A 20,646-nucleotide genomic window follows, 5' to 3' on the forward strand; every position below is an offset into this window, starting at 1 on the left:
GACGAGGCTGAAAGGAGCCCGCCCATGACTGTCTCTCCGATCCGAAAAGTCCTTGAAGGCATTGCCGATCGCCGGCAGATGTTCCGCATGTTCGACCGCCACGCGCAACGCCCGAACCGTTGGGAGGGTGACGACAGCGCACTTTATCGAGGCGAATGGTTCGAAGTTGCCCAGGCGCAACACGATTACATGTTCGAGATCCTGCCACCGCTGTTCATGCGGGGCGACATGTTCGCCATGCGCGAGTTCCTTACCGACAGCATCACCAGCATCTTTTTCACGCTGAAGATCGACGACCGGATGCGGTATTTCCATGCCTATTGCGACCTCGCTGGCAAGGGTTCGCCCGAACGGATGCGCGATGCGATCATCGAGCGCGAAACCCGGCCCGTTCGGGCAATGACGCGCGAGGAACGCCTGGACCACATCTGGTCGAGCACCCATGATGACTATCGCGGCTATGCCGGCGAGCGCTGGCCGGAACACGACCACGGCAAGCGGACCGTGCTGTTCTACGGCGGACGCCAGGGCACCGTCCTGAAGCTGCTCGACGACCTCACGGATGCGCAGATCGCATCGAAGCTGCCGGTGCACCTGCGCTACCTCCCTGACGCGATCGCGGCGTAACGGGAGGCGGCGATGTTCACCTTTTCCGTGACGGACATCCACGTCGTCATGATGCGCGGACGCCTAGACGCGCACCTCAATGGCGGCTTCCGCAATCCCCACTACGGCATGTTTCCGGGCCGCGATGAGAAGCCCGGTCTTTGGCTGGTCGGCGACGAGAGCGTGTACCTCATGTCCAACGGCAAGCTCGCAGAGGGGCAACGTCCGTTTGTCGTCTATGCCGAAGAGTGCGATCCGAAGTCGAACCCCGACTACTGGCACTACAAGCGCCAGCATTTCGGCGGCGATGACGGGATCGAGTTTCTCGACGGTGCCATGCTCGTGAAGCTAATCGCTGCCAGCCCCGCCTGCACGCATCTGAGGATCGCCTTCCACGGGGATTCGATGCAACTCACCGTGATCGCGCGAGACTAGCGATCCGCAGACGCTCGCCGTCCCGCGGCCGTCCAGCCCACCCAGTTCTCTTCATCCCCGCACGTCGTCAGCCGACTGGAACCTTCCAGGGGGGTGGCGACGCGCGCCTTCACCCAAGGAGATTCCAGCATGTCACATGACGATCCCTTCACCATCGATCTTTTCGGCAACACCGGGCTTTCGTCGGGCCTTGGCCTTGGCGTGACGGCCTTCGCCAGCAACTTCGAGCCCGACGATGATCCCGATCCTACAACTCCAGCGCCGGCCTTGCCGATCGCCGCGGTCGTGCGGCCGTCGTCCCCGGCGGGCCGTGCCCGTGGTCTGAACTTCCATCTCGCCGATGACCGTGGTCTCGCCCGCAGCTGGAAGGACCGTGCGCGCGACAATATTGCCGCGATCCGGCTCGCGGCCGAGATCGAGGCGGACGAACGTCCTGCGACGCGCGAGGAACAGGAGATGCTGATCCGCTTCACCGGCTTCGGCGCGTCCGATCTTGCCAACGGCGTCTTCCGCCGTCCCGGCGAGCTCGAATTCCGCAAGGGCTGGGACGACATCGGTTCCGATCTCGAGGATGCGGTCGGCGAGACCGACTATGCCTCGCTTGCCCGCTGCACCCAGTATGCCCATTTCACCCCGGAGTTCATCGTCCGGGCGATCTGGTCTGGCCTTCAGCGTCTCGGATGGCGCGGCGGCCGGGTGCTGGAGCCGGGGATCGGCACGGGCCTGTTTCCGGCGCTGATGCCGGAAGCGCTTCGTGATCTGTCGCACGTCACCGGCGTCGAGCTCGATCCCGTAACGGCACGCATCGTACGGCTTTTGCAGCCGCGAGCGCGGATCCTCACCGGAGATTTTGCGCGCACGGAGTTGCCGGCGAGCTTTGACCTTGCCATCGGCAATCCGCCTTTCTCGGACCGGACCGTCCGTTCCGACCGCGCCTATCGCTCGCTCGGGCTGCGATTGCACGACTATTTCATTGCCCGGTCGATCGACCTGTTGAAGCCCGGGGCTTTCGCAGCCTTTGTTACCAGCTCCGGCACGATGGACAAGGCGGATTCCTCGGCGCGCGAGCATATTGCCAAGACGGCGGACCTGATTGCCGCCATCCGCCTGCCGGAAGGCAGCTTCCGGGCCGACGCGGGAACCGACGTCGTCGTGGACATCCTCTTCTTCCGTAAACGCAAGGTCGCCGAGCCCGAGGGCGATCTTTCTTGGCTCGACACGGACGAAATCCGGCCCGCCACGGAGGATGAGGGCGCCATACGTGTCAACAGGTGGTTCGCCCAGCATCCGGAATTCGTGCTCGGTACCCACGCGTTGACCGCCGGTCCTTTCGGCGAGACCTATACATGCCTTCCGCGTGACAGCGAGGATCTCGCCGCGGCGCTGTCGGCCGCCGTCCATCTTCTTCCGGAAGGCCGCTATGACGGCGAGCCCACCGCGATCGATCTCGATCTTGAGGGCGCGACCGAAGATATTCCTGCCGATCTTCCGTCCGGCCAGCATGTCCGCGAAGGCAGCTTCTTCTTCCACAACGCCCGAGGCCTCATGCAGGTGATCGATGGCCAGCCGGTCACTATTACGGTCCGAAAGGGCCGCAGCGCGGACGGTATCCCGGAGAAGCACGTCCGGATCATCAGGAAGCTGATCCCGGTCCGTGACGCGGTACGTCAGGTGCTGAAGGCCCAGGAGCTGGACCAACCCTGGAAGGATCTGCAGGTCAAGCTGCGCATTGCCTGGTCGAGCTTCGTGCGCGACTTCGGCCCGATCAACCACACCACGGTCTCGATCAACGAGGATCCGGAGACAGGCGAGACGCGCGAGAGCCATCGCCGGCCTAATCTCCAGCCGTTCGCAGACGATCCCGATTGCTGGCTGGTCGCCTCGATCGAGGACTATGACCTCGAAAACGATACGGCAAGGCCCGGGCCGATCTTCACCGACCGTGTCATCTCGCCGCCCGCGCCGCCGGTGATCACCAGTGCGGCGGATGCGCTCGCCGTGGTGCTCAACGAACGTGGGCACGTCGATCTCGACCATATCGCGGAACTTCTGCACCGTAATCCCGAAGACGTCGTCACTGAGCTTGGCAGCGCGATCTTCCGCGACCCCGCCGACGGGTCCTGGCAGATGGCCGACGCCTATCTGTCCGGTCATGTCCGCGAGAAGCTCAAGGTCGCGGAAGCTGCGGCCGCGCTCGAGCCCGCCTATGAGCGCAACGTCTCGGCGCTCACTGCCGTCCAGCCGGTCGATCTGCGCCCGTCGGACATCACCGCGCGCCTCGGCGCTCCGTGGATACCGGCTGGAGATGTCGTCGCCTTCGTCAAGGAGACGATGGGAACCGATATCCGGATCCATCACATGCCCGAACTGGCGTCATGGACCGTCGAGGCCCGCCAGCTTTCCTACCTCGCCGCCGGAACATCCGAATGGGGAACGGACCGCCGCCATGCCGGCGAACTGCTGTCCGATGCCCTGAACAGCCGGGTGCCGCAGATCTTCGATACGATCAGGGACGGCGACAGCGAAAAGCGGGTTCTCAACGTCGTCGATACCGAAGCGGCCAAGGAAAAGCTTCACAAGATCAAGCAGGCCTTCCAGCGCTGGATATGGTCCGATCCCGATCGCACCGACCGGCTGGCACGCGTCTATAACGACCGCTTCAACAACATCGCGCCGCGAAAGTTCAACGGCGATCATCTCAAACTTCCAGGCGCCTCAGGCGCCTTTGTTCTCTACGGGCATCAGAAACGCGGGATCTGGAGGATCATCTCGGCCGGCTCGACCTATCTCGCCCATGCCGTCGGCGCCGGCAAGACCATGACGATGGCAGCAAGCATCATGGAGCAGCGGCGTCTCGGCCTGGTCGCCAAGGCGATGCAGGTCGTGCCGGGGCATTGCCTTGCGCAGGCCGCGCGCGAGTTCCTGGCGCTCTATCCCACGGCTCGCATCCTCGTTGCGGACGAGACAAATTTTTCGAAGGACAAGCGCGCCCGGTTCCTGTCGCGCGCGGCGACGGCAACCTGGGATGCGATCATCATCACGCATTCCGCCTTCAGGTTCATCGGTGTGCCGGCGGTGTTTGAACAACAGATGATCCACGACGAACTGGAGCTCTACGAAACCCTACTCCTAAAGGTCGAGGATGAGGACCGCGTCTCTCGCAAGCGCCTCGAGCGCCTGAAGGAAGGGCTGCAGGAGCGGCTCGAAGCGCTTTCCACCCGCAAGGACGATCTCCTCACCATCGCCGAGATCGGCGTCGACCAGATCATCGTCGACGAGGCGCAGGAGTTCAGAAAGCTCAGCTTCGCAACCAATATGTCGACGTTGAAGGGCGTCGATCCGAACGGCTCGCAGCGGGCCTGGGATCTCTATGTGAAATCCCGTTTCATCGAGACGATCAATCCCGGCCGGGCGCTTGTCCTCGCTTCGGGCACGCCGATCACAAATACGCTCGGCGAAATGTTCTCTGTCCAGCGGTTGATGGGCCACCCGGCGCTGATGGAGCGCGGCCTGCACGAGTTCGACGCCTGGGCGTCAACCTTCGGCGACACCACCACCGAGCTGGAGCTTCAGCCTTCCGGCAAGTACAAGCCGGTCTCCCGCTTCGCGAGCTTCGTCAACGTGCCAGAACTGATCGCGATGTTCCGCAGCTTCGCGGATGTCGTGATGCCGGCGGACTTGCGCGAGTATGTAAAGGTGCCGGCGGTCTCGACCGGCAGGCGCCAGATCGTCACGTCGAAGCCAACACAGGCGTTCAAGCACTACCAGATGGTGCTGGCCGAGCGCATCAAGGCGATCGAGGAGCGCGACCGGCCGCCCGAACCCGGCGACGACATCCTGCTTTCCGTCATCACCGATGGCCGGCATGCGGCGATCGACCTGCGCCTCGTGGATGCCGACAATGACAATGAGGCGGACAACAAGCTCAACAGTCTCATCTCGAATGCCTTCAATATCTGGAAGGCGACCGAGGGCAGCACCTATCTCCGCCATGATGGCAAGCCGTTCGAACTGCCAGGTGCTGCGCAGATGATCTTTTCCGATCTGGGCACCATCAGCGTCGAGAAGACCAGAGGCTTTTCCGCCTATCGCTGGATTCGTGACGAACTGATCCGCTTAGGCGTGCCGGCATCGGAGATCGCCTTCATGCAGGACTTCAAGAAATCGGAGGCGAAGCAGCGGCTGTTTGGCGACGTCCGGGCAGGCAGGGTCCGGTTCCTGATCGGCTCGTCGGAGACGATGGGGACCGGCGTCAATGCGCAACTGCGGCTAAAGGCACTCCATCATCTCGACGTGCCCTGGCTCCCTTCCCAGATCGAGCAGCGCGAGGGCCGCATCGTGCGCCAGGGTAACCAGCATGACGAGGTCGATATCTTCGCCTACGCCACCGAAGGCAGCCTCGATGCCACGATGTGGCAGAATAATGAGCGCAAGGCCCGGTTCATCGCGGCGGCCCTTTCCGGTGATACCTCCATCCGGCGTCTCGAAGATCTCGGCGAGGGGCAGGCGAACCAGTTCGCCATGGCCAAGGCGATCGCCTCGGGCGACCAGCGCCTGATGCAGAAGGCGGGGTTGGAGGCCGACATCGCGCGGCTGGAACGCCTGCGCGCGGCACACATTGACGACCAGCACGCCGTTCGCCGCCAGCTTCGCGACGCCGAACGCGATATCGAGTATGCCACGCGGCGGATCGCAGAGGTTGGCCAGGATATCGAGCGTCTGCTTTCGACCGCTGGCGCCGCCTTCTCGATGACGGTCATGGGCAAGGTCTATGCCGAGCGCAAGGAGGCCGGTCGTGCCTTGATGAAGGAGATCCTGACCCAGGTACAACTCCAGCAGGACGACGAGACGGTGATCGCGTCGATCGGCGGCTTCGATTTGGAATATCGCGGCGAACGCTTCGGCCATGACAATTATCGCTACACCACCATGCTGATGCGCACCGGCGCGGATTTCGAGATCGATCTGCCCGTGACGGTCACGCCGCTCGGTGCCGTCTCCCGCCTCGAGCACGCGCTTGATGATTTCGAGGGTGAACGCGAGCGCAATCGCCAGCGCCTTGCTGACGCCCGCCGCAGGCTCGCGTCATACCAGACGCGCGACGATGGCGGCGACTTTGCCTTCGCCGGCGAGCTGGCCGAGAAACGCTTGCAGCTTGCGGAGGTGGAGGCTTCACTGGCCGCGGATGTTGAGGGCGCGGCACCGCCAATGGCGGCGTAAAATTTTAACAGTGAGACAAAATCGCCGGCGTTGAATTTTCATGGGAGTTTCTATCGCGCAAGTGAAAGTCTCGCGACAGTCCGACCTTGATCGCCCTATGCGTTTTCCTCGTTTCTTTGAAGTCGCTCTCCCCAATCCCGCATCGCTATCAGGACGGGAGCAAGGGAAATGCCCGACGCGGTGAGTTCATATTCCACCTTCGGCGGCACCTCCGGGTAAACAATCCGGTTGATGACCCCATCCGCTTCCAGCTCGCGCAATTGTAAGGTCATCATGCGGGGGGTAGCGGCCGGTACGAGGCGACAAAGCGCATTGAAGCGCAGCTTTCCTTCCAGGAGGTGAAACAGGATAACCGGCTTCCAGATGCCGCCGATGACCGACAGGGTTGCCTCGACCGCGCACCCCGTCTTGTCGGCGCGGCGGCGTGTGCGCTTAATGGGGATACTATCATTCATGATACTACATGCGTAATTTGTGTGTACTTCATAGATATGACTTGTATCCCTATGGTGGATCTCTCAAAAGGAGATATCTCACATGCACCGATACATTCTGACCGGAAACGAAACCCGCCGTCTCAAGCTCACGCAAGGCGACGTGCGCCAGCCCGAAAAAGGCGAGGTTGCCGTAGACGTGCGATCTGCTTCGCTGAACTACCGGGACCTGGTTATTGCCAGGAACTTCAAGGACGTTGTTCCGCTCTCGGACGGCGCGGGCGTCGTAGCAGCTGTTGGCGAAGGCGTGGAAGACTGGAAGGTCGGCGATCGCGTCGTAATCGGCTTCATGCCCGGATGGGTGGAAGGCCCGATCACCCCCGCGAAGAAGGCCACAAGTCTCGGCGGCCAGACGATGGACGGCGTGCTGACGGAACGTATCGTTGTTCCATCGAACAGTATCGTGCGCATTCCCGATGCCATGACGTTCGAGGAGGCCGCGACCTTACCATGCGCCGGGGTGACCGCATTTTCGGCCCTGTTCGAGCGTCGGCCCTTGCAGCCAGGTGAAACGGTCCTCCTGCTCGGAACTGGTGGCGTTTCGATCTTCGCCCTTCAACTCGCAAAACTGGCGGGCGCCCGTGTCATCATCACCTCCAGTTCCGACGAAAAGCTTGAGCGTGCCCGCGCGCTCGGGGCGGATGAAATGATCAACTATCGCCGCACAACGGCCTGGGAGGACGAAGTGCTGCGTCTGACGGACGGTGTCGGTGCTGACCTGGCGGTGGATGTGGCAGGCCCCGCGACGCTCAGTCAAACGCTCAAGGCCACCCGGTTCGATGGGCGTATTTCACTCATGGGCGTGCTGACCGGCTTTGACGGTCATATCGATACAGGGGCGATTCTGGAAAAGAGGATCACGCTGCAAGGGATCTATGTCGGTCCGGTCGCGACACTCGCCGCCTTGGTGAGAACCGGCATCAAGCCGCAAGTCGATCAGGTCTTCCCGTTCGCCGAAGCCGAAGCTGCCTATAATGCACTTCGTGATGCAGGACACTTCGGCAAACTGGTCGTGAACATCGCGTAAAAACACCAGCACCCGCAGAAGGCTCAAAGCGCCTACCGCATATCTCAGGTCGATTTTCTGTATCCGGTCTTCGCAAATCGCGACCGATTATTTTGAATTTATATAATCGCTCTCCTGAAATGAGAAAATAGGGAAAGGGGGAAGCTTGCTCGCAGATCGGGCAGGCCGCTGACGCTTGCGCTCAACCGCGCCACTCGCGATCCCGGCCCGTCGCCCTGCGCAGGGCTGTCAGCCCTGCTTGACCAGCCGGGCAGGGATGCTCAGCCGCAGTTGCACCGGCCCGTCCGCTCCGCGGTCTGGGAAGTGTCTTCGGAAAGAACTGAAGACGAAAAAGGGGCTGGCAAGGCGCCGGCTCAGCAATCCCCGAAGGAGCCAATCTCATGCAAATCCTTAAACTCGACCCCCGCGGGCTGAAGGACAATCCCGACGATGCGCGCCGCTCGAAATCGTCCCCACAAGCCGATGCACTGCTGCTGGCTACGGTGAAGGCTGTCGGCATTATCCAACCTCCAGTGGTCTCACCCGAAACCGATGGCGGCAACGGCTATATCATCCAAGCAGGCCATCGCCGTGTCCGGCAGGCCATCGCCGCTGGCCTTGAGGAAATCGAGGTGATCGTCCGCGAGGCTGCCAACGACAATGGCGCCATGCGCTCAATGGTCGAAAATATCGCGAGAGAGCCTCTTGGCGCCGTCGACCAATGGCGTGGCATCGAACGTCTCGTCGCTCTCGGCTGGACCGAGGAAGCGATCGGTATCGCGCTCGCCCTGCCGGTCCGGCAAATCAGGAAGCTTCGGCTTCTGGCCAACGTGCTGCCGGCCATGCTCGACCATATGGCGCTCGGCGATATCCCCAACGAGCAGCAGCTGCGCACCATCGCGGCCGCTTCGCTCGACGAGCAGAGGGAGGTGTGGAAGGCGAACAAGGCCAAGAAGACCGAGCGGGCGGACTGGTACAACATCTCCCGGTCTCTTTCAAAGACGCGCATGTTTGCCAAGGATGCGAGCTTCGGCGACGATCTTGCCAGCGCCTACGGAATCGAATGGGTCGAGGATCTGTTTGCACCAGCTGACCAGGACAGCCGATACACCACTAACGTGGAAGCGTTTCTCGGCGCCCAGCAGGAATGGATGACGACGACGCTTCCGAAGCAGGGGTCGATCGTCGAGGTCAACAACTGGGGCCAGCCGGAGCTGCCCAAAAAGGCGGAACGCGTCTACGGCAAGCCTTCGAAATCCGACCACGTCGCCATGTATCTCGACCGTGACGGCAAGGTGCAGTCGGTCGCCTTCCGCATGCCCGAGGACAAGAAGAAGGGCAAAGGCGGCGCGGCGACCGCGGGCGGTCTAGCCGAAGCCGATGATGCAATCGTCGACACGCCAAAGCCGCGCCCGGATGTGACCCAGAAGGGGCAGGACATGATCGGCGACTTCCGCACCGACGCCCTGCATGAGGCGCTTGGACGCGCCCCGATCGAGGACGACATGCTGATGGCCCTGCTCGTGCTTGCATTCGCCGGCCTGAACGTCCGCGTGGATTCCGGCGCGACCGATACCGTGTTCGGGTCGAAGCGCTTCAAGCGCCACGCCGCCCGGCTGATCGGCGAAGACGGCAGGCTCGCCTTCGACGTGGAGACACTGCGCGTGGCCGCGCGTTCGATGCTGATCGATGTGCTGTCGTGCCGGCGGGGTATGTCCAACAGCGGGGTGATCTCCAGGATCGCAGGTCACGCGATCGGCGCCGACAACTTCCTGCCGAACATGGGCGCGGAGGACTTTCTGCTGTGCCTGTCTCGCCAGGCGATGGAAGCAGCGGCGAAGGAGGCGAACGTGCTTGCGCGCCAGAAGGTGCGGGAGACTCGTGCGGCTCTCGTTGATCATTTCAGGCAAGAGCGCTTCGTTCACACGACCGCACTCTTCGCGCCCGATCCGCAGGACATCGTGGATCTCATCAAGAGTGGCGAGGTTCTCGATGCCGACGACAGCGCGGAAGAAGCAGACGTCGATGAGTCCGACCTTGATAGAGAAGAGGGCCTCGCCACCCCCGAAGACGAGGCCGACCTTCCAGACAGCGCCGACGATGCTCCCGAAGCCGTCGATCCTGACGAAGAGCAGGATGCTTACGGGATCGCCGCGGAGTAGCCGCGTCCCTCCTTCTCCTTCCGAATGATTGTGCGCCGCCGGTGATTTCCACTGGCGGCGGCTTCGTTTCCAACTCTAAAGATCAAGGAGATCAACATGTCCGCACATCTCGCATTCCTGGCGCCGATCGGCACCGTTCTGGCGTGGTCCAACGGCCAGCCGCGCCCGCCGGAGCGCCATCGCAAAAAGCTCTCCGCGTGGAAGACCAACAACAGCAGAGGCCGGCTGATACGCAAGCAGGACGAGCGCGGCGCCGGCAACATCAGCCTGCCGCCCAGCTTCACGCTCCACGAAGGCGACTATGGCAGCGGCGGTGTTATTGCGATCCGCGTCCACCGCACATTTTCGCTGGAAACCAGCCTGATGTTCACCATCGTCGAACGTCCGGCGGTCGGCAGTTACCGTGTCTTCGACCGCCCTGGCGACAGCGCCGAGCTCGTCCATCTCGCGGCGAGCCGGCAGGCTGCCGAGGAATGGCTGACCACCCATGGCTATCCGTTCGCCGTTCTCGAGGACGTCACGGCGGATGAGATCGCCGCCGATGTTGTGGAAGGGAGGGCTGCCGCATGATCGATCTTCCCAACACGAACATGCCCGACTGCACCCCCGGATTTCCGGGGGTTTTCTTTGGTCTGTCCTGCGAAGGGTTCCCCGTCGCCCGCGTCGGCGATCACGCCTTTGCCATGCTGCCAGGTCAGGCCGGGCGGCATTATCTGGCCACCGGCTGGAAGATTGGACGTCCGCTTCCCGAGTGGCGACGGGGAGACTTCTACGGTCATTGCGGCGAACTCGCCGATGAGGCGGCTTTTAGTGCACACGTCCTCGAACAGGCCGAACATCAGCGCGAAATACAGGCGCTCGGACGTCGGAATACCGCCCCCCATGTGCATACGCCATGGGGTTCGGCCCAGCACTCGACAACCTATGCCGAGGGGATCGAATTCCACTCCACTGCAAGCCACGGCGGCTTCAGGCTCTCGGCCGACCGAAACCGCGCGGTCCATCCGCTGCTCCGGGCGGACGACGGGTTCTACGAGGAGGATTGCGCTTGGGCTGCCGTGGCGCACACCTTCCCTGAACTGTTCACCAGCTTCGAGAAGCGTTGCGCCAGCGAGACGCTAAAGGATTGGGAGCCCGATGCGTGGGAGGCGATTTTTGCGACTGTGCTTGCTCACGGCGAATCTCATGTGAAGGATCGCCGCGCGTTCGAGCTCGAGCACGCCAGCGACTGGATCGTGATCTCGGCACTTCGATCGGATCATCATCCAGGCATGACCGAGGTAATCGCCACGCGCGCAGGCAGGCGCGATCATGGCGGCGAGGAACGGCGATTTCTCGTGCCGTCACCCGAATACGAAGCGGGCCGTTTCGGCTTCATCATCGATGAAGCGCGCCACGCAGCCTACGACGGTCCATCAAGCTTTGCCTCATGGACGAGGAGGACGGCGGCATGAACCGGTCCATCGATCGACAGGCGGAATTGCGGCGCATGGAAGAAGCGTGCCGGCAGACGCGGCATCAGCTCGACATGATCGACCGCCAGATCATTCGCAGGATGACCGCGCTGATCCCATCGCTTGGACGGCGCAAATACGGATATCGCCGCGTCAGGCCTCCTGAACCCGAAGCCTTCCTCACCCGCTACCGCTCCAATCTTGCGGCGATCACCGCGCAGCGCCAGCCAGAGATCGATGCTCTGGCGCGCAAGCTTATGCGGCAGCAGTCCGCGATTGCGGCATTGCAGGAGACGATACCATGAAGCGCCATGAACCGCTTCCGTCCCTCACGGATCAGGAGGTAAAGGCGCTTCAGCATTACGCAGCGAGGCACGGCCGATCATGGAAGCGCATCCTCAACACCGTCTGGATGGGCGAAGCGCGCTGCGATGACGGCCAGATCCTTCGCAAGCTGCGCAACACGCACGGCCCGACCTGGCTGGACCGCTATCGGCTGCCGAAACCTTGAGCAATCGGCACAGCCCTGATCAACGCTTGCGCACGAACTCGGTGCGCAGGACCAGGCCTTTGATTGCATCATGCCGGCAGTCAATCTCTTCCGGATCGTCTGTCAGCCGGATCGAGCGGATGACCGTGCCCTGCTTCAAGGTCTGGCCGGCGCCTTTGACCTTCAGGTCCTTGAGCAGCACGACGGAGTCGCCATCGGCCAGCACGTTGCCGGAGGCGTCGCGCACTTCTGCGGCTTTTGCTTTTTCGGCGGAAATCTCGGATGCCGGACGCCATTCTCCGGTTGCTTCGTCATAGACATAATCGTCGCCGCTATGATCGCTCATCTGCGGTGTTCCTTTCGCGAATACTGTTGGTCGGTCGTAACGCCAGATGCGCGTCTATCGGGGAAAGGCGGGGCAAGCAAATCAGAGTGATCTGACAGGCACATCGGGCATATCGGCGATCCATTCTGGCGACGTGGAGCACCAGTGACGTCAGCATGGAAAGACCAGCTTGCAGGTGCGGGCCTGGCGCGCATTTTGCATGACCTCCTTTCCGGCTTCGGCATCCGGGATCAGCCCCTTGGCCGTTCTGTCCTTCGGTTTCGTGGCGGTCTGAACCAGCGCCCGTCCGGTTCAAGGCCGCTGTCGCGCCGCGGGACGGCCGGTCATGCCGCTCTCGACAAAACAGGAACGCGGGCTTCGCAGAACCGTGGGTTCCGCTTGCCCGCCCACCTGCTTCGCTCGATCAGGCCTGCCCGGACCCTGAACCGCCCGGCTTGCGCCGGTTCTTTTCGACCGCACCGAAGGACAGAACGGCCAAGGGGCCGATCGCTTCGGGCAAACCGAAAAGGAAACCATCATGGCAAAGCCCGCAACCTCTTCACGTCAAGCTTCTCGCCCTGCCGCCCGTGTCGTGCAGCTCCGCAAGGGCGCCACGATCGAAATGGTCCGCCTAACATGCCCCGATGAAGCGCAGGCGCTCCGGATCGCCGAAAGCTTCGGAACGGCCATCCTCGACAGCGACGGCATCCGCGACATGCACGAGCGCCTTATCGTCGAAACCGCGACTGGCCTCTCCGAGGGCCTCGGCGAACGGGCGATGCAGATCCATCTCCAGCGCATCGTCGGCGCCTATGTCGGATCGGCCCATGGCGCTGGCCAGTTCTACAGCAAGGCCGTCACCGAAGCACGCGATGCGACCGCCAAGGGTGCGTCGGACGCTCGCGACGAGGATATCGATGGCCCGGTCGGTTACGACAGCGCCGCCCAGCGCAAGCGCGAGTTCGCAGCCGACATGGGTATTCAGGCCCACGCGCTCCGCCTGGCAGCTGAAGGCGCCGTCGCAGCCTACGAACAGATTGTCGGCGAAGCGTGGAAGCCTTTCGATCGGCCGGTCGACAATCCCGGCCAGACGCTCGACCGCAAGGCGGCCGCAGCGCAGATGGACGCTCTTGGCTGAGACGTCTCCGGCGGAGCATCCAGCTCCGCCTTCGTCGGGACGAGGCCGTCTCACTCCGAGGCGGCCATTTTTTGTGTCGCCGTTGGAGTAAAGCTCAATGGGGAAACAGAGGAAAGACGAAGAGACGCGGGGCGACATCGCTGCCCCGTCCCGTTCGTCGGTCCTGCAGGATCCGGCGGCAAGCCGCAACGGCTGCGCCGTCCTCCACTGGCGTTCCGGCCGTTCCGGTGCGCCTTCCCCCTGATCGCTCCTGCTTTCGGCCCTCCGCGACGGGGCCGCGATGGGCGCGGCCTCCTGAAACGGAGGTTTGGAAATGAGCAGGAAAACAGCAAACACGCGGACCGATATCTATGCACGCATCACCGACAGGATCGTCGCCGATCTGGAAAAGGGCGTGCGCCCATGGGTGCAGCCGTGGAGTGCGGCCAATCTATCGGGCCGGGTGAGCCGGCCGCTTCGTCACAACGGACAAGCTTACACCGGCCTCAATGTTCTGCTTCTGTGGTCGGAGAGCGTCGCCAGTGGTTTCATGTCGTCAACATGGATGACGCTGCGCCAGGCAAACGAACTCGGCGCTCACGTGCGCAAGGGCGAGAGCGGCGCGACCGTCGTCTATGCCAGCCGCTTCACCAAAACCGAGACGGACGCGGGCGGCGGAGAGGTCGAGCGCAATATTCCCTTCCTGAAGGCCTATACAGTTTTCAATTGCGATCAAATCGATGGCCTTGCAGATCATTATTACAGTCGCCCCGAACCGATCGCGAAACCGCTCGAGCGTATCGAGCATGCCGATCGCTTCTTCGATAACACGGGCGCTGTCGTCCGTTACGGCGGCGACAAGGCCTATTATTCTCCTGCCTCCGACCACATCCAGCTGCCGCGGCCCGAACAGTTCCGGGACATGGCCTCTTTCGTTGCGACGAGAGCGCACGAAACCTTGCATTGGGCGGGCGGTCCCGCCCGACTGAACAGGGACCTGAGCCGCTACCACAAGGATCGCCGTGAGAGGGCGTTCGAAGAGATGCTGGTGGAGCTTGGGGCAGCGATGATCTGCGCCGATCTGGGTATCGTGCCAGAGTTGGAGCCTCGGCCGGATCATGCCGCCTATATCCAGAGTTGGGCCGAAATCCTCGGATCCGACAAGCGGGCGATCTTCAATGCGGCGGCGCATGCGCAGCGCGCTGTCGCCTATCTGCACGACCTTCAGCCGCAGGCAGCTTCCGGAAAGGAGGCGGCCTGATGCTCCAGGTGTCGAACTTTACCGGGGATGGCGCGTCCTCCCCGATCCGGCTGCGGGCGCTTTCGCTCGGCGCCGGCGTCCAGTCCACCACCATGGCGTTGATGGCAGCGCATGGTGAGATCGGGCCGATGCCCGATTGCGCGATCTTCGCCGATACTGGTTGGGAGCCAAAAGCCGTCTACGATCATCTTGAATGGTTGATGTCGCCGAATGTCGTTCCGTTCCCGATCCATGTCGTCTCGGCCGGCAATATTCGCGACAATCTCATGGACGCCGCTGCCGGCAAACGGTGGGCTTCGATTCCGGCTTTTGCAAAAACCGTGACGCCAGCCGGGAGCGCACGACCGGTTCTCGATGAGGACGACGACGGCGAACTCGTCCAGATCGGTTCCCGCGCGACATCGCGCGAGACCGTATCGATCGGCATGATGCGCAGGGCCTGCACTGCGGATTACAAGATCGTGCCGATCCGGAGGAAGGTCCGGGAATTGTTGGGCCTCACGCGCAAGCGATCACCTGATCATCCCGTCGCGGAGCAGTGGATTGGCATTTCGACAGACGAGGCCAGCCGGATCAAACCCTCGTTCGAGGACTGGCAGATCAATCGTTGGCCGTTGATCGAACAACGCATGAGCAGGCGCGATTGCCTGGCCTGGTTGCGCCGTCATGATTATCCGACGCCCCCGAAATCGGCCTGCATCGGATGCCCGTTTCACGATAACGGACGCTGGCGCCACATGCGTGATCATGATCCGGAAGCCTGGGCAGACGCGGTGAAAGTCGATCGAGCGCTGCGGACCGGCATTCGACGCATCCGTGGCGAAGTTTATCTTCATCGCTCATGTGTTCCTCTTGACGAAGCCGACCTGTCGACGGCCGCCGATCATGGCCAACTCGATCTCTGGCCCATCGAATGCGAAGGCATGTGTGGCGTCTAGGGCAGCCTTCCGGCGCTGCGGTAACGGCTGACCGCTCCATTTGGAGCGGAAGAGGCACCGCCATATGGTGGAACTCTGCCGTGAAAGACGCCGGCCCAGTCAGTTTCTGAAGTGGGGGACACGTTCCATGCCGACCAGCCGTTGCGGTGTGGGGCGCTGAGGGCAAGGGGGATCGCAGCATAGCGGAGGCCCTTGCCGGTTGGGAGGAGACACCATCCAGTCGAAGATGGCTCTGATGTCGAACGGTCGGTAATGCAGACGCACCCATCGGCGATGGCGTCGAAGGGAACGGCAGGTCCGCAGCCGTGACGTGGTGTGAGCATGGTCCCGAAAACGATTGTGCCAGCGGCGTGCTGGTGGTGAGTTCAACGATTGGTCTCGCGGCATGTCGTGGTCGATCCGGTTCGGACAGGCCACACCCACGCAGACCTCGATGAATCTGTTGTGACCGAAGGACGCCTTCGTCTCGATCGCCTTGGCCGCAACGGCCATACGCAACTTTCTTCCCCTGCGAACAGGTTCGCATTCCTCGCGGGCCAAGAAAGCCGCTCCCGGCCGTCCTCCACTTCGTTCCGGCCGCCAGCGGTGCGGCGTCGATCGCCGTCGGTCTTAACACCGTCATCGAGGACGCGATGGGCGCGGCCCGAGCAAACCGGAAAAGGAACACGACAATGGCAGTCATCGGCGAATTCACCACCAACGGCAACAACTCCATCATCGGCAACGTGCGCACGCTCACCGTCAGCATGAAGGCCCGCCTGAACCCCATCGAGCGCGTCTCGCGCGACGCTCCGGACTTCCGCATCACCGCCGGCAACGGCGTCGAGGTCGGCGCGGGTTGGAACAAGGTCTCCAACGACGGCGAGCCCTTCATCTCCGTCAAGCTCGACGACCCGAGCTTCAATGCCCCGATCACCGCAGCCCTTTGGCCGGGCGAGAAGGAAGGCGAATACGCCCTCATCTGGAACCGCCCGAAGCGGGAGGCCTGAGCACCCAGAGGAGCTCCGCTCGACAAGGCGGGGCTCTTTTTCGTCTTTTTCTCACATGGTGAAGCCGGAGGTGGGCATCGAGCCCATTTCATCACTCGGTCGCGATGGATTTCACAGCTGAAGCGACGACGGCGAGAGCATTCTCATCAAGGCCGATCACACCATCCTGTTTTTCGCCGATCAGCTTGGGCGTCGCACCGCTATTGTCCCAAATCCAGGCTCTGTCAGCTCGTTCGAGAAACCACGGAAGTTGATCGAGCGATCTTGCGTAACGGGCACGCACTTTATCAGCCGGAACGTCGTGTCCACCCTTCGCAACGCGAAGTTTGATACGTTCGATCGACCGCTCCGGGCTGTCCAAAACGGTGTAGAAAAGCCAGATGGCAAATCCCACGGCTTCAGCCGCCTCAACCAGACGGCGGTACTTATCCGTCGATAAAACGGTCTCTACCCCGATCGTCTTATGAACGGATATCGATGACTGAATCCAGGCCTCAATGCGCTGAACAGCAACCAAGTTGGCTTCCGGAAGTGGTTTGTTTTCTACCTCACTGATCCGGCCGGCGAGAAGATCGGGGTTGACGATCCATACGGAGCGCCCTTCCAACTCGAGATCCGCATTTGCGTAGACGCTGCTCTTACCGGATCCGTTCGGGCCAGCAACAATCAGAAAGACGGGCTGCTCAAGCTTTTTCAGGCGCACGATCGACAACGCCAGTCACGGCCTTATTATCACGGCGGGCCTTGGCGACATTCCTGCTGAAGACATAGGTAAGATCTTGCCCGAAAGTTTGGCTTTTTGCGTCGATCGTCCGCACAGTGACGAACTGCCCGCTGCTCGAATCCCGAACCCGTTTCTCCGTAACCGCTTTGCCACGCACTCCGGACTTAGGGCCATTAAGCTTTTTGACGACGACTTTTGCCATGTCTGCTCCAATTTTTCACCTTAATATAGCAAGCATCATAGAGCACGAAAAGACCAGTCCTCCTAATGCGTACTCTCGATTCATCCGGTGTCGCCGAGCAGGTTGCGAACAGGATCGCTGTTCGGTAGCCGACCGCTTGGGAGGCGAGAGACGAGACTGCAGAAGCATCGCGCAAACGCTGCCTGAGCACGTTCTACGTTCGCGGCTTGGCCAAGTTCCCCCGTGTGAACGATGCTGCCGCGGGCGTGGTAGAGTTCAATGATACTTTGCTGATAGGAGGAAACGCGGGGAACGCCTTTCATGCAAATTCCAGCCCGGCGCTTGATGCGTTCCGCCACGCCTGGCTGATAGTGGTCGGTGAGCAACGTTTCGAACGCCACCGCAAGAGCGACAATCGCCTCCGACTCGTTGGCATGTGAACCGAATGACTGTCGGAACCAGTCGAGCGCGGTGACGATGCGCTTGTAGAACCTCGCCTCCATCTTTGAGCCGGCCGTGAGATGGACGTGCCGGAAATATCCCTGCTCGACAGTCTTGAGCGCAGCCACGATTTGTCTTTCGAAACGCTTCATCGTGTTCGTCTCCATCGCCTCTGTCGAGACTACGGCGGCGACATCCGACAGTCTCGCGAGATCCAGCGCCGACACGTTCATGGGGACGCGCCGGGTGGCAATCTTTCCAGAGCGTCGACCTTCCCCGATCAGATAGTGGCGGATGTCGAGTGTTTCCCAGTTGTTGACGTGAGCGGACGAGCTGAATTTGTCGATCGAGCCGTCCCGCTCGACCGACAGCGCGTGAAGCATCAGTAGCGCGGACGCAGCCGACCGGATCTTGAGAGTGTAGACAAACTGGTTTTCATACATGTCTCCCGTGTGCGATGTCAGCTTGACGAGCAGCAACGGGTTAGTTTTAAGCCATTGCGCAGCATGCGAGAAATGTTCGATGTCGCCTCGCTCTATACGTTGCCGTATGCCCAACCCGCGTGCCATTTCGATCAGGCGGTCATGTGCCCGCGCGACTGAATTGGTCTGGGCGCTGACGGCAAACCCGGCCGCACGAAACAGGATGTGGCTTTTCAGTCCCGAATTCCTCCAGGGCAGCATCTCCATCTTCATGCCGAAGCTGGTTAGCGGATAAAGGACGAACCCGGGACGCTCGACTCCGGCCGAAGCGAGATCACTCAGCATTTTTCCGGGAACGCCACCCCCACCTTGCTTAGCGCATGCGAGAACATGCTCATCCAAGAGAGACGTACCGACATAAATTTCCTTTGACCACAGCGATCGGGCGATAGCCGCGCGAATATTTACGATATGGTGTTCGATTGCGCCCCGTTCACTGTCGCTGAGTTTCTTCTCATCCGTAACCAGATGATCGATCGAGTTGAACAGATTGAGCTGATTGTGTTTGCTGGCAAGGAAGGCGTCGGACTGGTTGACCGACTTTGACTGCGGAGTGACGACCGTGGCGATTGAGGGATGGCGCAACTGCTCACCATGATGGAGTTTGGACAGAGAAGGTTAATCGAAGCGGCAAAAATCGCCGAATTTTACGAGTAGCTGATGAGCTGCGTCCGGCTTTTCTGCCAGGCCTCGTTGAGATCCAAACGATGCCGTTCAATCCAGGCTACAATCTCCTCCTCGTACGGGCCGGCGCTACCTTCAAGTCGCCGGAGGGTGTCGAGGTTGAAAGCCACGTTGATTCCTCCGCCACGAACGACAACGTTTGCCGGCATCGCGAGATCAGCACAGGTTACGACAGCACTTGCACGGTCATACCCGTGTCGCGACGCGACAACCTCGCGCAATTCCTCCAAGGCCGCTTTCCCTGCCGAATAAATTCCCACGTTCTCAAGCTCGTGGCGGCCGTGAAGTTCGAAGTCATACGGGATGTAGCCGTCCTCCGTCCGGTATAATACTTCTTCAAATTCCTTAGGATCGATGGGCCGGAACGAGAGATACCAGGTCTCTTCTTTCGTCGCTGTCATCAACATCACTCTTTCCAGCTCCGAAGCGTTCAGACCCGCCACGGACTCGACGCAGGAAAGGCCCATGAACTTCGCGAACCTCGGACCGTCGTTTTTCCGGGACCAGGCAGAATAGTTGAAAAGCTTGCGGTCCCGCGTCGGAATTTTGACCTTAATTCTGATGCGCGTCTTATCGGCCGTCCACACACGCCCCTGGCGAAGCTTCGTTTGCTCGACTTTTTCAACATAAGAACGGTGCACTGGATCGAGTTGTTCTCCCGTCGTCAGTCCGTGCCCCTCGTGCCTTTCATCGGTCGTCAGCCATACGACGTCGCGCAATGGCTCTTCGGACCGCCTGGTGACGTGACCCTGGTTGAGCTGAGATGCCAAAATTCCCTCGGCAAGGGAAACAGAAGTATGATGAAAAAGGATCATTGTTATTCCGGGAGACAAATGACTGGAAGTTGCAAACTGCTATAGACCATCGAAATGCGAATGTTTACCCCTGATGGATTGATGTCGCTTAGGTCTGCCGGAAACTATGTGAGTGAAGGGAAGCGCAGCAGATGGCTGAAATTCCGATCCGATTTTTGCCGTATCCGTCGTACTTCTTCGCAGCGTCGCCGCTGGACCCGAGGTACTGCTTTTACGCCGGAATCGCACGCTGATCGGCGAGTGGTGCCAGATTGCCGGTGGAATTGAAGAGGGGGAGAAAGCATGGGAAGCAGCGCTGCGCGAAGTTCGTGAAGAAACCGGCCTGACTTGTGGTCAGCTCTATTCGGCAGACATATGTGAGCAGTTCTATGAGGCGGATCGCGACGCAATCAGCATGCTGCCGGTCTTCGTTGGTTTCGTGGATGCTGGGGCAACTGTTGTCATCAATCACGAACATAGCGAATTTCGATGGGTGCCGTTCGAAACGGCCTTGGGGATGGTGCCTTTTGCGGGTCAACGCCATGTGCTGAAGCATGTGCAGGCCGAGTTCGTACAGCGACAGCCGGTTCGACACCTCCTTATCTATTCGACGCGTGGAGCAATGCGATGTTCATGACGTCGAGTCAGAGCCGTCTCGGCATCGCTCGACTGTCGAACGACAGGTAGTTCAGACGCACCCATCGGCGATGGCGTCGAAGGAACGGCAGGTCCGCAGCCGTGACGTGGTGTGAGCAGGGTGCCGAAAACGATTGTGCCAGCGGCGTGCTGGTAGTGAGTTCAACGATTGGTTTCTCGGCATGTCGTGCGCAATCCGGTTCTGGC

Annotated in this window: 20 protein-coding genes and 1 pseudogene; 15 read left to right on the top strand and 6 right to left on the bottom strand. The window is 61.2% G+C overall.

Annotation, left to right across the window (positions count from 1 at the left end):
* Positions 1–24: 24 nt before the first annotated feature.
* From NCHU2750_RS28540 to NCHU2750_RS28550, 3 genes are all read left to right on the top strand, one after another.
* Entirely contained in the window at positions 25–627 is a 603-nt protein-coding gene (locus NCHU2750_RS28540) for a DUF1419 domain-containing protein (protein WP_045231736.1), read from the top strand.
* 12 nt (positions 628–639) lie between these two features.
* Positions 640–1,041: a DUF3085 domain-containing protein gene (locus NCHU2750_RS28545; protein WP_045024671.1), complete on the top strand. Its 402-nt coding sequence runs from the start codon at positions 640–642 to the stop codon at positions 1,039–1,041.
* 129 nt (positions 1,042–1,170) lie between these two features.
* Positions 1,171–6,261 carry a helicase-like domain-containing protein gene (locus NCHU2750_RS28550; protein ID WP_045231735.1) on the top strand — a complete coding sequence of 1,697 codons (5,091 nt, stop codon included), beginning with the start codon at positions 1,171–1,173 and terminating at the stop codon, positions 6,259–6,261.
* A 95-nt stretch (positions 6,262–6,356) separates the two neighbouring features.
* Here the strand turns inward: NCHU2750_RS28550 and NCHU2750_RS28555 are convergent, their stop codons facing one another.
* The gene (locus tag NCHU2750_RS28555) at positions 6,357–6,716 is read right to left on the bottom strand and encodes a winged helix-turn-helix transcriptional regulator (protein WP_045231734.1); all 360 of its coding nucleotides are present in this window, start codon (positions 6,714–6,716) and stop codon (positions 6,357–6,359) included.
* A gap of 142 nt (positions 6,717–6,858) precedes the next feature.
* On the opposite strand from NCHU2750_RS28555, the gene NCHU2750_RS28560 reads away from it, so the two are divergent.
* The 6 genes from NCHU2750_RS28560 (at position 6,859) to NCHU2750_RS28585 (ending at position 11,888) form a co-directional block, all read left to right on the top strand.
* A complete protein-coding gene (locus NCHU2750_RS28560; protein WP_162939845.1) occupies positions 6,859–7,782 on the top strand; it encodes a zinc-dependent alcohol dehydrogenase family protein in 924 nt (307 codons plus the stop codon).
* A gap of 380 nt (positions 7,783–8,162) precedes the next feature.
* Entirely contained in the window at positions 8,163–9,923 is a 1,761-nt protein-coding gene (locus tag NCHU2750_RS28565) for a ParB N-terminal domain-containing protein (protein ID WP_045231732.1), read from the top strand.
* A gap of 96 nt (positions 9,924–10,019) precedes the next feature.
* Positions 10,020–10,493: a UCP036055 family protein gene (locus NCHU2750_RS28570; RefSeq protein ID WP_045231731.1), complete on the top strand. Its 474-nt coding sequence runs from the start codon at positions 10,020–10,022 to the stop codon at positions 10,491–10,493.
* Positions 10,490–11,377: a DUF7007 domain-containing protein gene (locus tag NCHU2750_RS28575; RefSeq protein ID WP_045231730.1), complete on the top strand. Its 888-nt coding sequence runs from the start codon at positions 10,490–10,492 to the stop codon at positions 11,375–11,377. Before NCHU2750_RS28570 ends, NCHU2750_RS28575 begins: the two co-directional genes overlap by 4 nt.
* Positions 11,374–11,682: a hypothetical protein gene (locus NCHU2750_RS28580; RefSeq protein ID WP_045231764.1), complete on the top strand. Its 309-nt coding sequence runs from the start codon at positions 11,374–11,376 to the stop codon at positions 11,680–11,682. The genes NCHU2750_RS28575 and NCHU2750_RS28580 overlap by 4 nt, the downstream gene beginning before the upstream one ends.
* The gene (locus tag NCHU2750_RS28585) at positions 11,679–11,888 is read left to right on the top strand and encodes a hypothetical protein (RefSeq protein WP_045231729.1); all 210 of its coding nucleotides are present in this window, start codon (positions 11,679–11,681) and stop codon (positions 11,886–11,888) included. The genes NCHU2750_RS28580 and NCHU2750_RS28585 overlap by 4 nt, the downstream gene beginning before the upstream one ends.
* A gap of 19 nt (positions 11,889–11,907) precedes the next feature.
* Here the strand turns inward: NCHU2750_RS28585 and NCHU2750_RS28590 are convergent, their stop codons facing one another.
* Positions 11,908–12,213: an alkylphosphonate utilization protein gene (locus NCHU2750_RS28590; RefSeq protein WP_045024867.1), complete on the bottom strand. Its 306-nt coding sequence runs from the start codon at positions 12,211–12,213 to the stop codon at positions 11,908–11,910.
* Positions 12,214–12,730: 517 nt separating this feature from the next.
* Here NCHU2750_RS28590 and NCHU2750_RS28595 point away from each other — a divergent pair.
* From NCHU2750_RS28595 to NCHU2750_RS28610, 5 genes are all read left to right on the top strand, one after another.
* On the top strand, positions 12,731–13,330 hold the full coding sequence (locus tag NCHU2750_RS28595) for a hypothetical protein (protein WP_045231728.1): 600 nt from the start codon (positions 12,731–12,733) through the stop codon (positions 13,328–13,330).
* A 97-nt stretch (positions 13,331–13,427) separates the two neighbouring features.
* On the top strand, positions 13,428–13,574 hold the full coding sequence (locus tag NCHU2750_RS30745; protein ID WP_158006698.1) for a hypothetical protein: 147 nt from the start codon (positions 13,428–13,430) through the stop codon (positions 13,572–13,574).
* Between the two features lie 69 nt (positions 13,575–13,643).
* Entirely contained in the window at positions 13,644–14,570 is a 927-nt protein-coding gene (locus NCHU2750_RS28600) for an ArdC family protein (protein ID WP_045231727.1), read from the top strand.
* Entirely contained in the window at positions 14,570–15,508 is a 939-nt protein-coding gene (locus NCHU2750_RS28605) for a hypothetical protein (protein WP_045231726.1), read from the top strand. Before NCHU2750_RS28600 ends, NCHU2750_RS28605 begins: the two co-directional genes overlap by 1 nt.
* A gap of 671 nt (positions 15,509–16,179) precedes the next feature.
* Positions 16,180–16,497 (top strand): DUF736 domain-containing protein, encoded by a 318-nt coding sequence (locus NCHU2750_RS28610; protein ID WP_041699416.1) that lies wholly within the window; start codon positions 16,180–16,182, stop codon positions 16,495–16,497.
* 91 nt (positions 16,498–16,588) lie between these two features.
* Here the strand turns inward: NCHU2750_RS28610 and NCHU2750_RS28615 are convergent, their stop codons facing one another.
* From NCHU2750_RS28615 to NCHU2750_RS28630, 4 genes are all read right to left on the bottom strand, one after another.
* Positions 16,589–17,209, bottom strand: coding sequence for an ATPase (locus tag NCHU2750_RS28615; protein ID WP_081880124.1), 621 nt, complete (start codon positions 17,207–17,209; stop codon positions 16,589–16,591).
* Positions 17,181–17,423 carry a hypothetical protein gene (locus tag NCHU2750_RS28620; protein WP_003524955.1) on the bottom strand — a complete coding sequence of 81 codons (243 nt, stop codon included), beginning with the start codon at positions 17,421–17,423 and terminating at the stop codon, positions 17,181–17,183. Before NCHU2750_RS28620 ends, NCHU2750_RS28615 begins: the two co-directional genes overlap by 29 nt.
* An 80-nt stretch (positions 17,424–17,503) precedes the next feature.
* Positions 17,504–18,910, bottom strand: a complete 1,407-nt coding sequence (locus tag NCHU2750_RS28625; RefSeq protein ID WP_010974890.1) for a HEPN domain-containing protein — start codon at positions 18,908–18,910, stop codon at positions 17,504–17,506.
* Between the two features lie 62 nt (positions 18,911–18,972).
* Positions 18,973–19,824, bottom strand: a complete 852-nt coding sequence (locus NCHU2750_RS28630; protein ID WP_045231725.1) for a DUF4160 domain-containing protein — start codon at positions 19,822–19,824, stop codon at positions 18,973–18,975.
* 131 nt (positions 19,825–19,955) lie between these two features.
* Here NCHU2750_RS28630 and NCHU2750_RS28635 point away from each other — a divergent pair.
* A pseudogene (locus NCHU2750_RS28635) lies at positions 19,956–20,440 on the top strand (NUDIX hydrolase).
* The last annotated feature ends 206 nt before the right edge of the window (positions 20,441–20,646 follow it).

The sequence above is a fragment of the Neorhizobium sp. NCHU2750 genome (genome assembly GCF_003597675.1).
GTDB lineage: Bacteria > Pseudomonadota > Alphaproteobacteria > Rhizobiales > Rhizobiaceae > Neorhizobium.

What these genes read in the sequence shown, in the direction of transcription:
- NCHU2750_RS28580 (WP_045231764.1), top strand. Translation starts at nt 11,374, where the DNA reads ATGAACCGGTCCATCGATCGACAGGCGGAATTGCGGCGCATGGAAGAA.
- NCHU2750_RS28630 (WP_045231725.1), bottom strand. Translation starts at nt 19,824, where the DNA reads ATGATCCTTTTTCATCATACTTCTGTTTCCCTTGCCGAGGGAATTTTG.
- NCHU2750_RS28610 (WP_041699416.1), top strand. Translation starts at nt 16,180, where the DNA reads ATGGCAGTCATCGGCGAATTCACCACCAACGGCAACAACTCCATCATC.
- NCHU2750_RS28620 (WP_003524955.1), bottom strand. Translation starts at nt 17,423, where the DNA reads ATGGCAAAAGTCGTCGTCAAAAAGCTTAATGGCCCTAAGTCCGGAGTG.
- NCHU2750_RS28540 (WP_045231736.1), top strand. Translation starts at nt 25, where the DNA reads ATGACTGTCTCTCCGATCCGAAAAGTCCTTGAAGGCATTGCCGATCGC.
- NCHU2750_RS28575 (WP_045231730.1), top strand. Translation starts at nt 10,490, where the DNA reads ATGATCGATCTTCCCAACACGAACATGCCCGACTGCACCCCCGGATTT.
- NCHU2750_RS28605 (WP_045231726.1), top strand. Translation starts at nt 14,570, where the DNA reads ATGCTCCAGGTGTCGAACTTTACCGGGGATGGCGCGTCCTCCCCGATC.
- NCHU2750_RS28565 (WP_045231732.1), top strand. Translation starts at nt 8,163, where the DNA reads ATGCAAATCCTTAAACTCGACCCCCGCGGGCTGAAGGACAATCCCGAC.
- NCHU2750_RS28570 (WP_045231731.1), top strand. Translation starts at nt 10,020, where the DNA reads ATGTCCGCACATCTCGCATTCCTGGCGCCGATCGGCACCGTTCTGGCG.
- NCHU2750_RS30745 (WP_158006698.1), top strand. Translation starts at nt 13,428, where the DNA reads ATGGGGAAACAGAGGAAAGACGAAGAGACGCGGGGCGACATCGCTGCC.
- NCHU2750_RS28595 (WP_045231728.1), top strand. Translation starts at nt 12,731, where the DNA reads ATGGCAAAGCCCGCAACCTCTTCACGTCAAGCTTCTCGCCCTGCCGCC.
- NCHU2750_RS28550 (WP_045231735.1), top strand. Translation starts at nt 1,171, where the DNA reads ATGTCACATGACGATCCCTTCACCATCGATCTTTTCGGCAACACCGGG.
- NCHU2750_RS28600 (WP_045231727.1), top strand. Translation starts at nt 13,644, where the DNA reads ATGAGCAGGAAAACAGCAAACACGCGGACCGATATCTATGCACGCATC.
- NCHU2750_RS28590 (WP_045024867.1), bottom strand. Translation starts at nt 12,213, where the DNA reads ATGAGCGATCATAGCGGCGACGATTATGTCTATGACGAAGCAACCGGA.
- NCHU2750_RS28555 (WP_045231734.1), bottom strand. Translation starts at nt 6,716, where the DNA reads ATGAATGATAGTATCCCCATTAAGCGCACACGCCGCCGCGCCGACAAG.
- NCHU2750_RS28545 (WP_045024671.1), top strand. Translation starts at nt 640, where the DNA reads ATGTTCACCTTTTCCGTGACGGACATCCACGTCGTCATGATGCGCGGA.
- NCHU2750_RS28585 (WP_045231729.1), top strand. Translation starts at nt 11,679, where the DNA reads ATGAAGCGCCATGAACCGCTTCCGTCCCTCACGGATCAGGAGGTAAAG.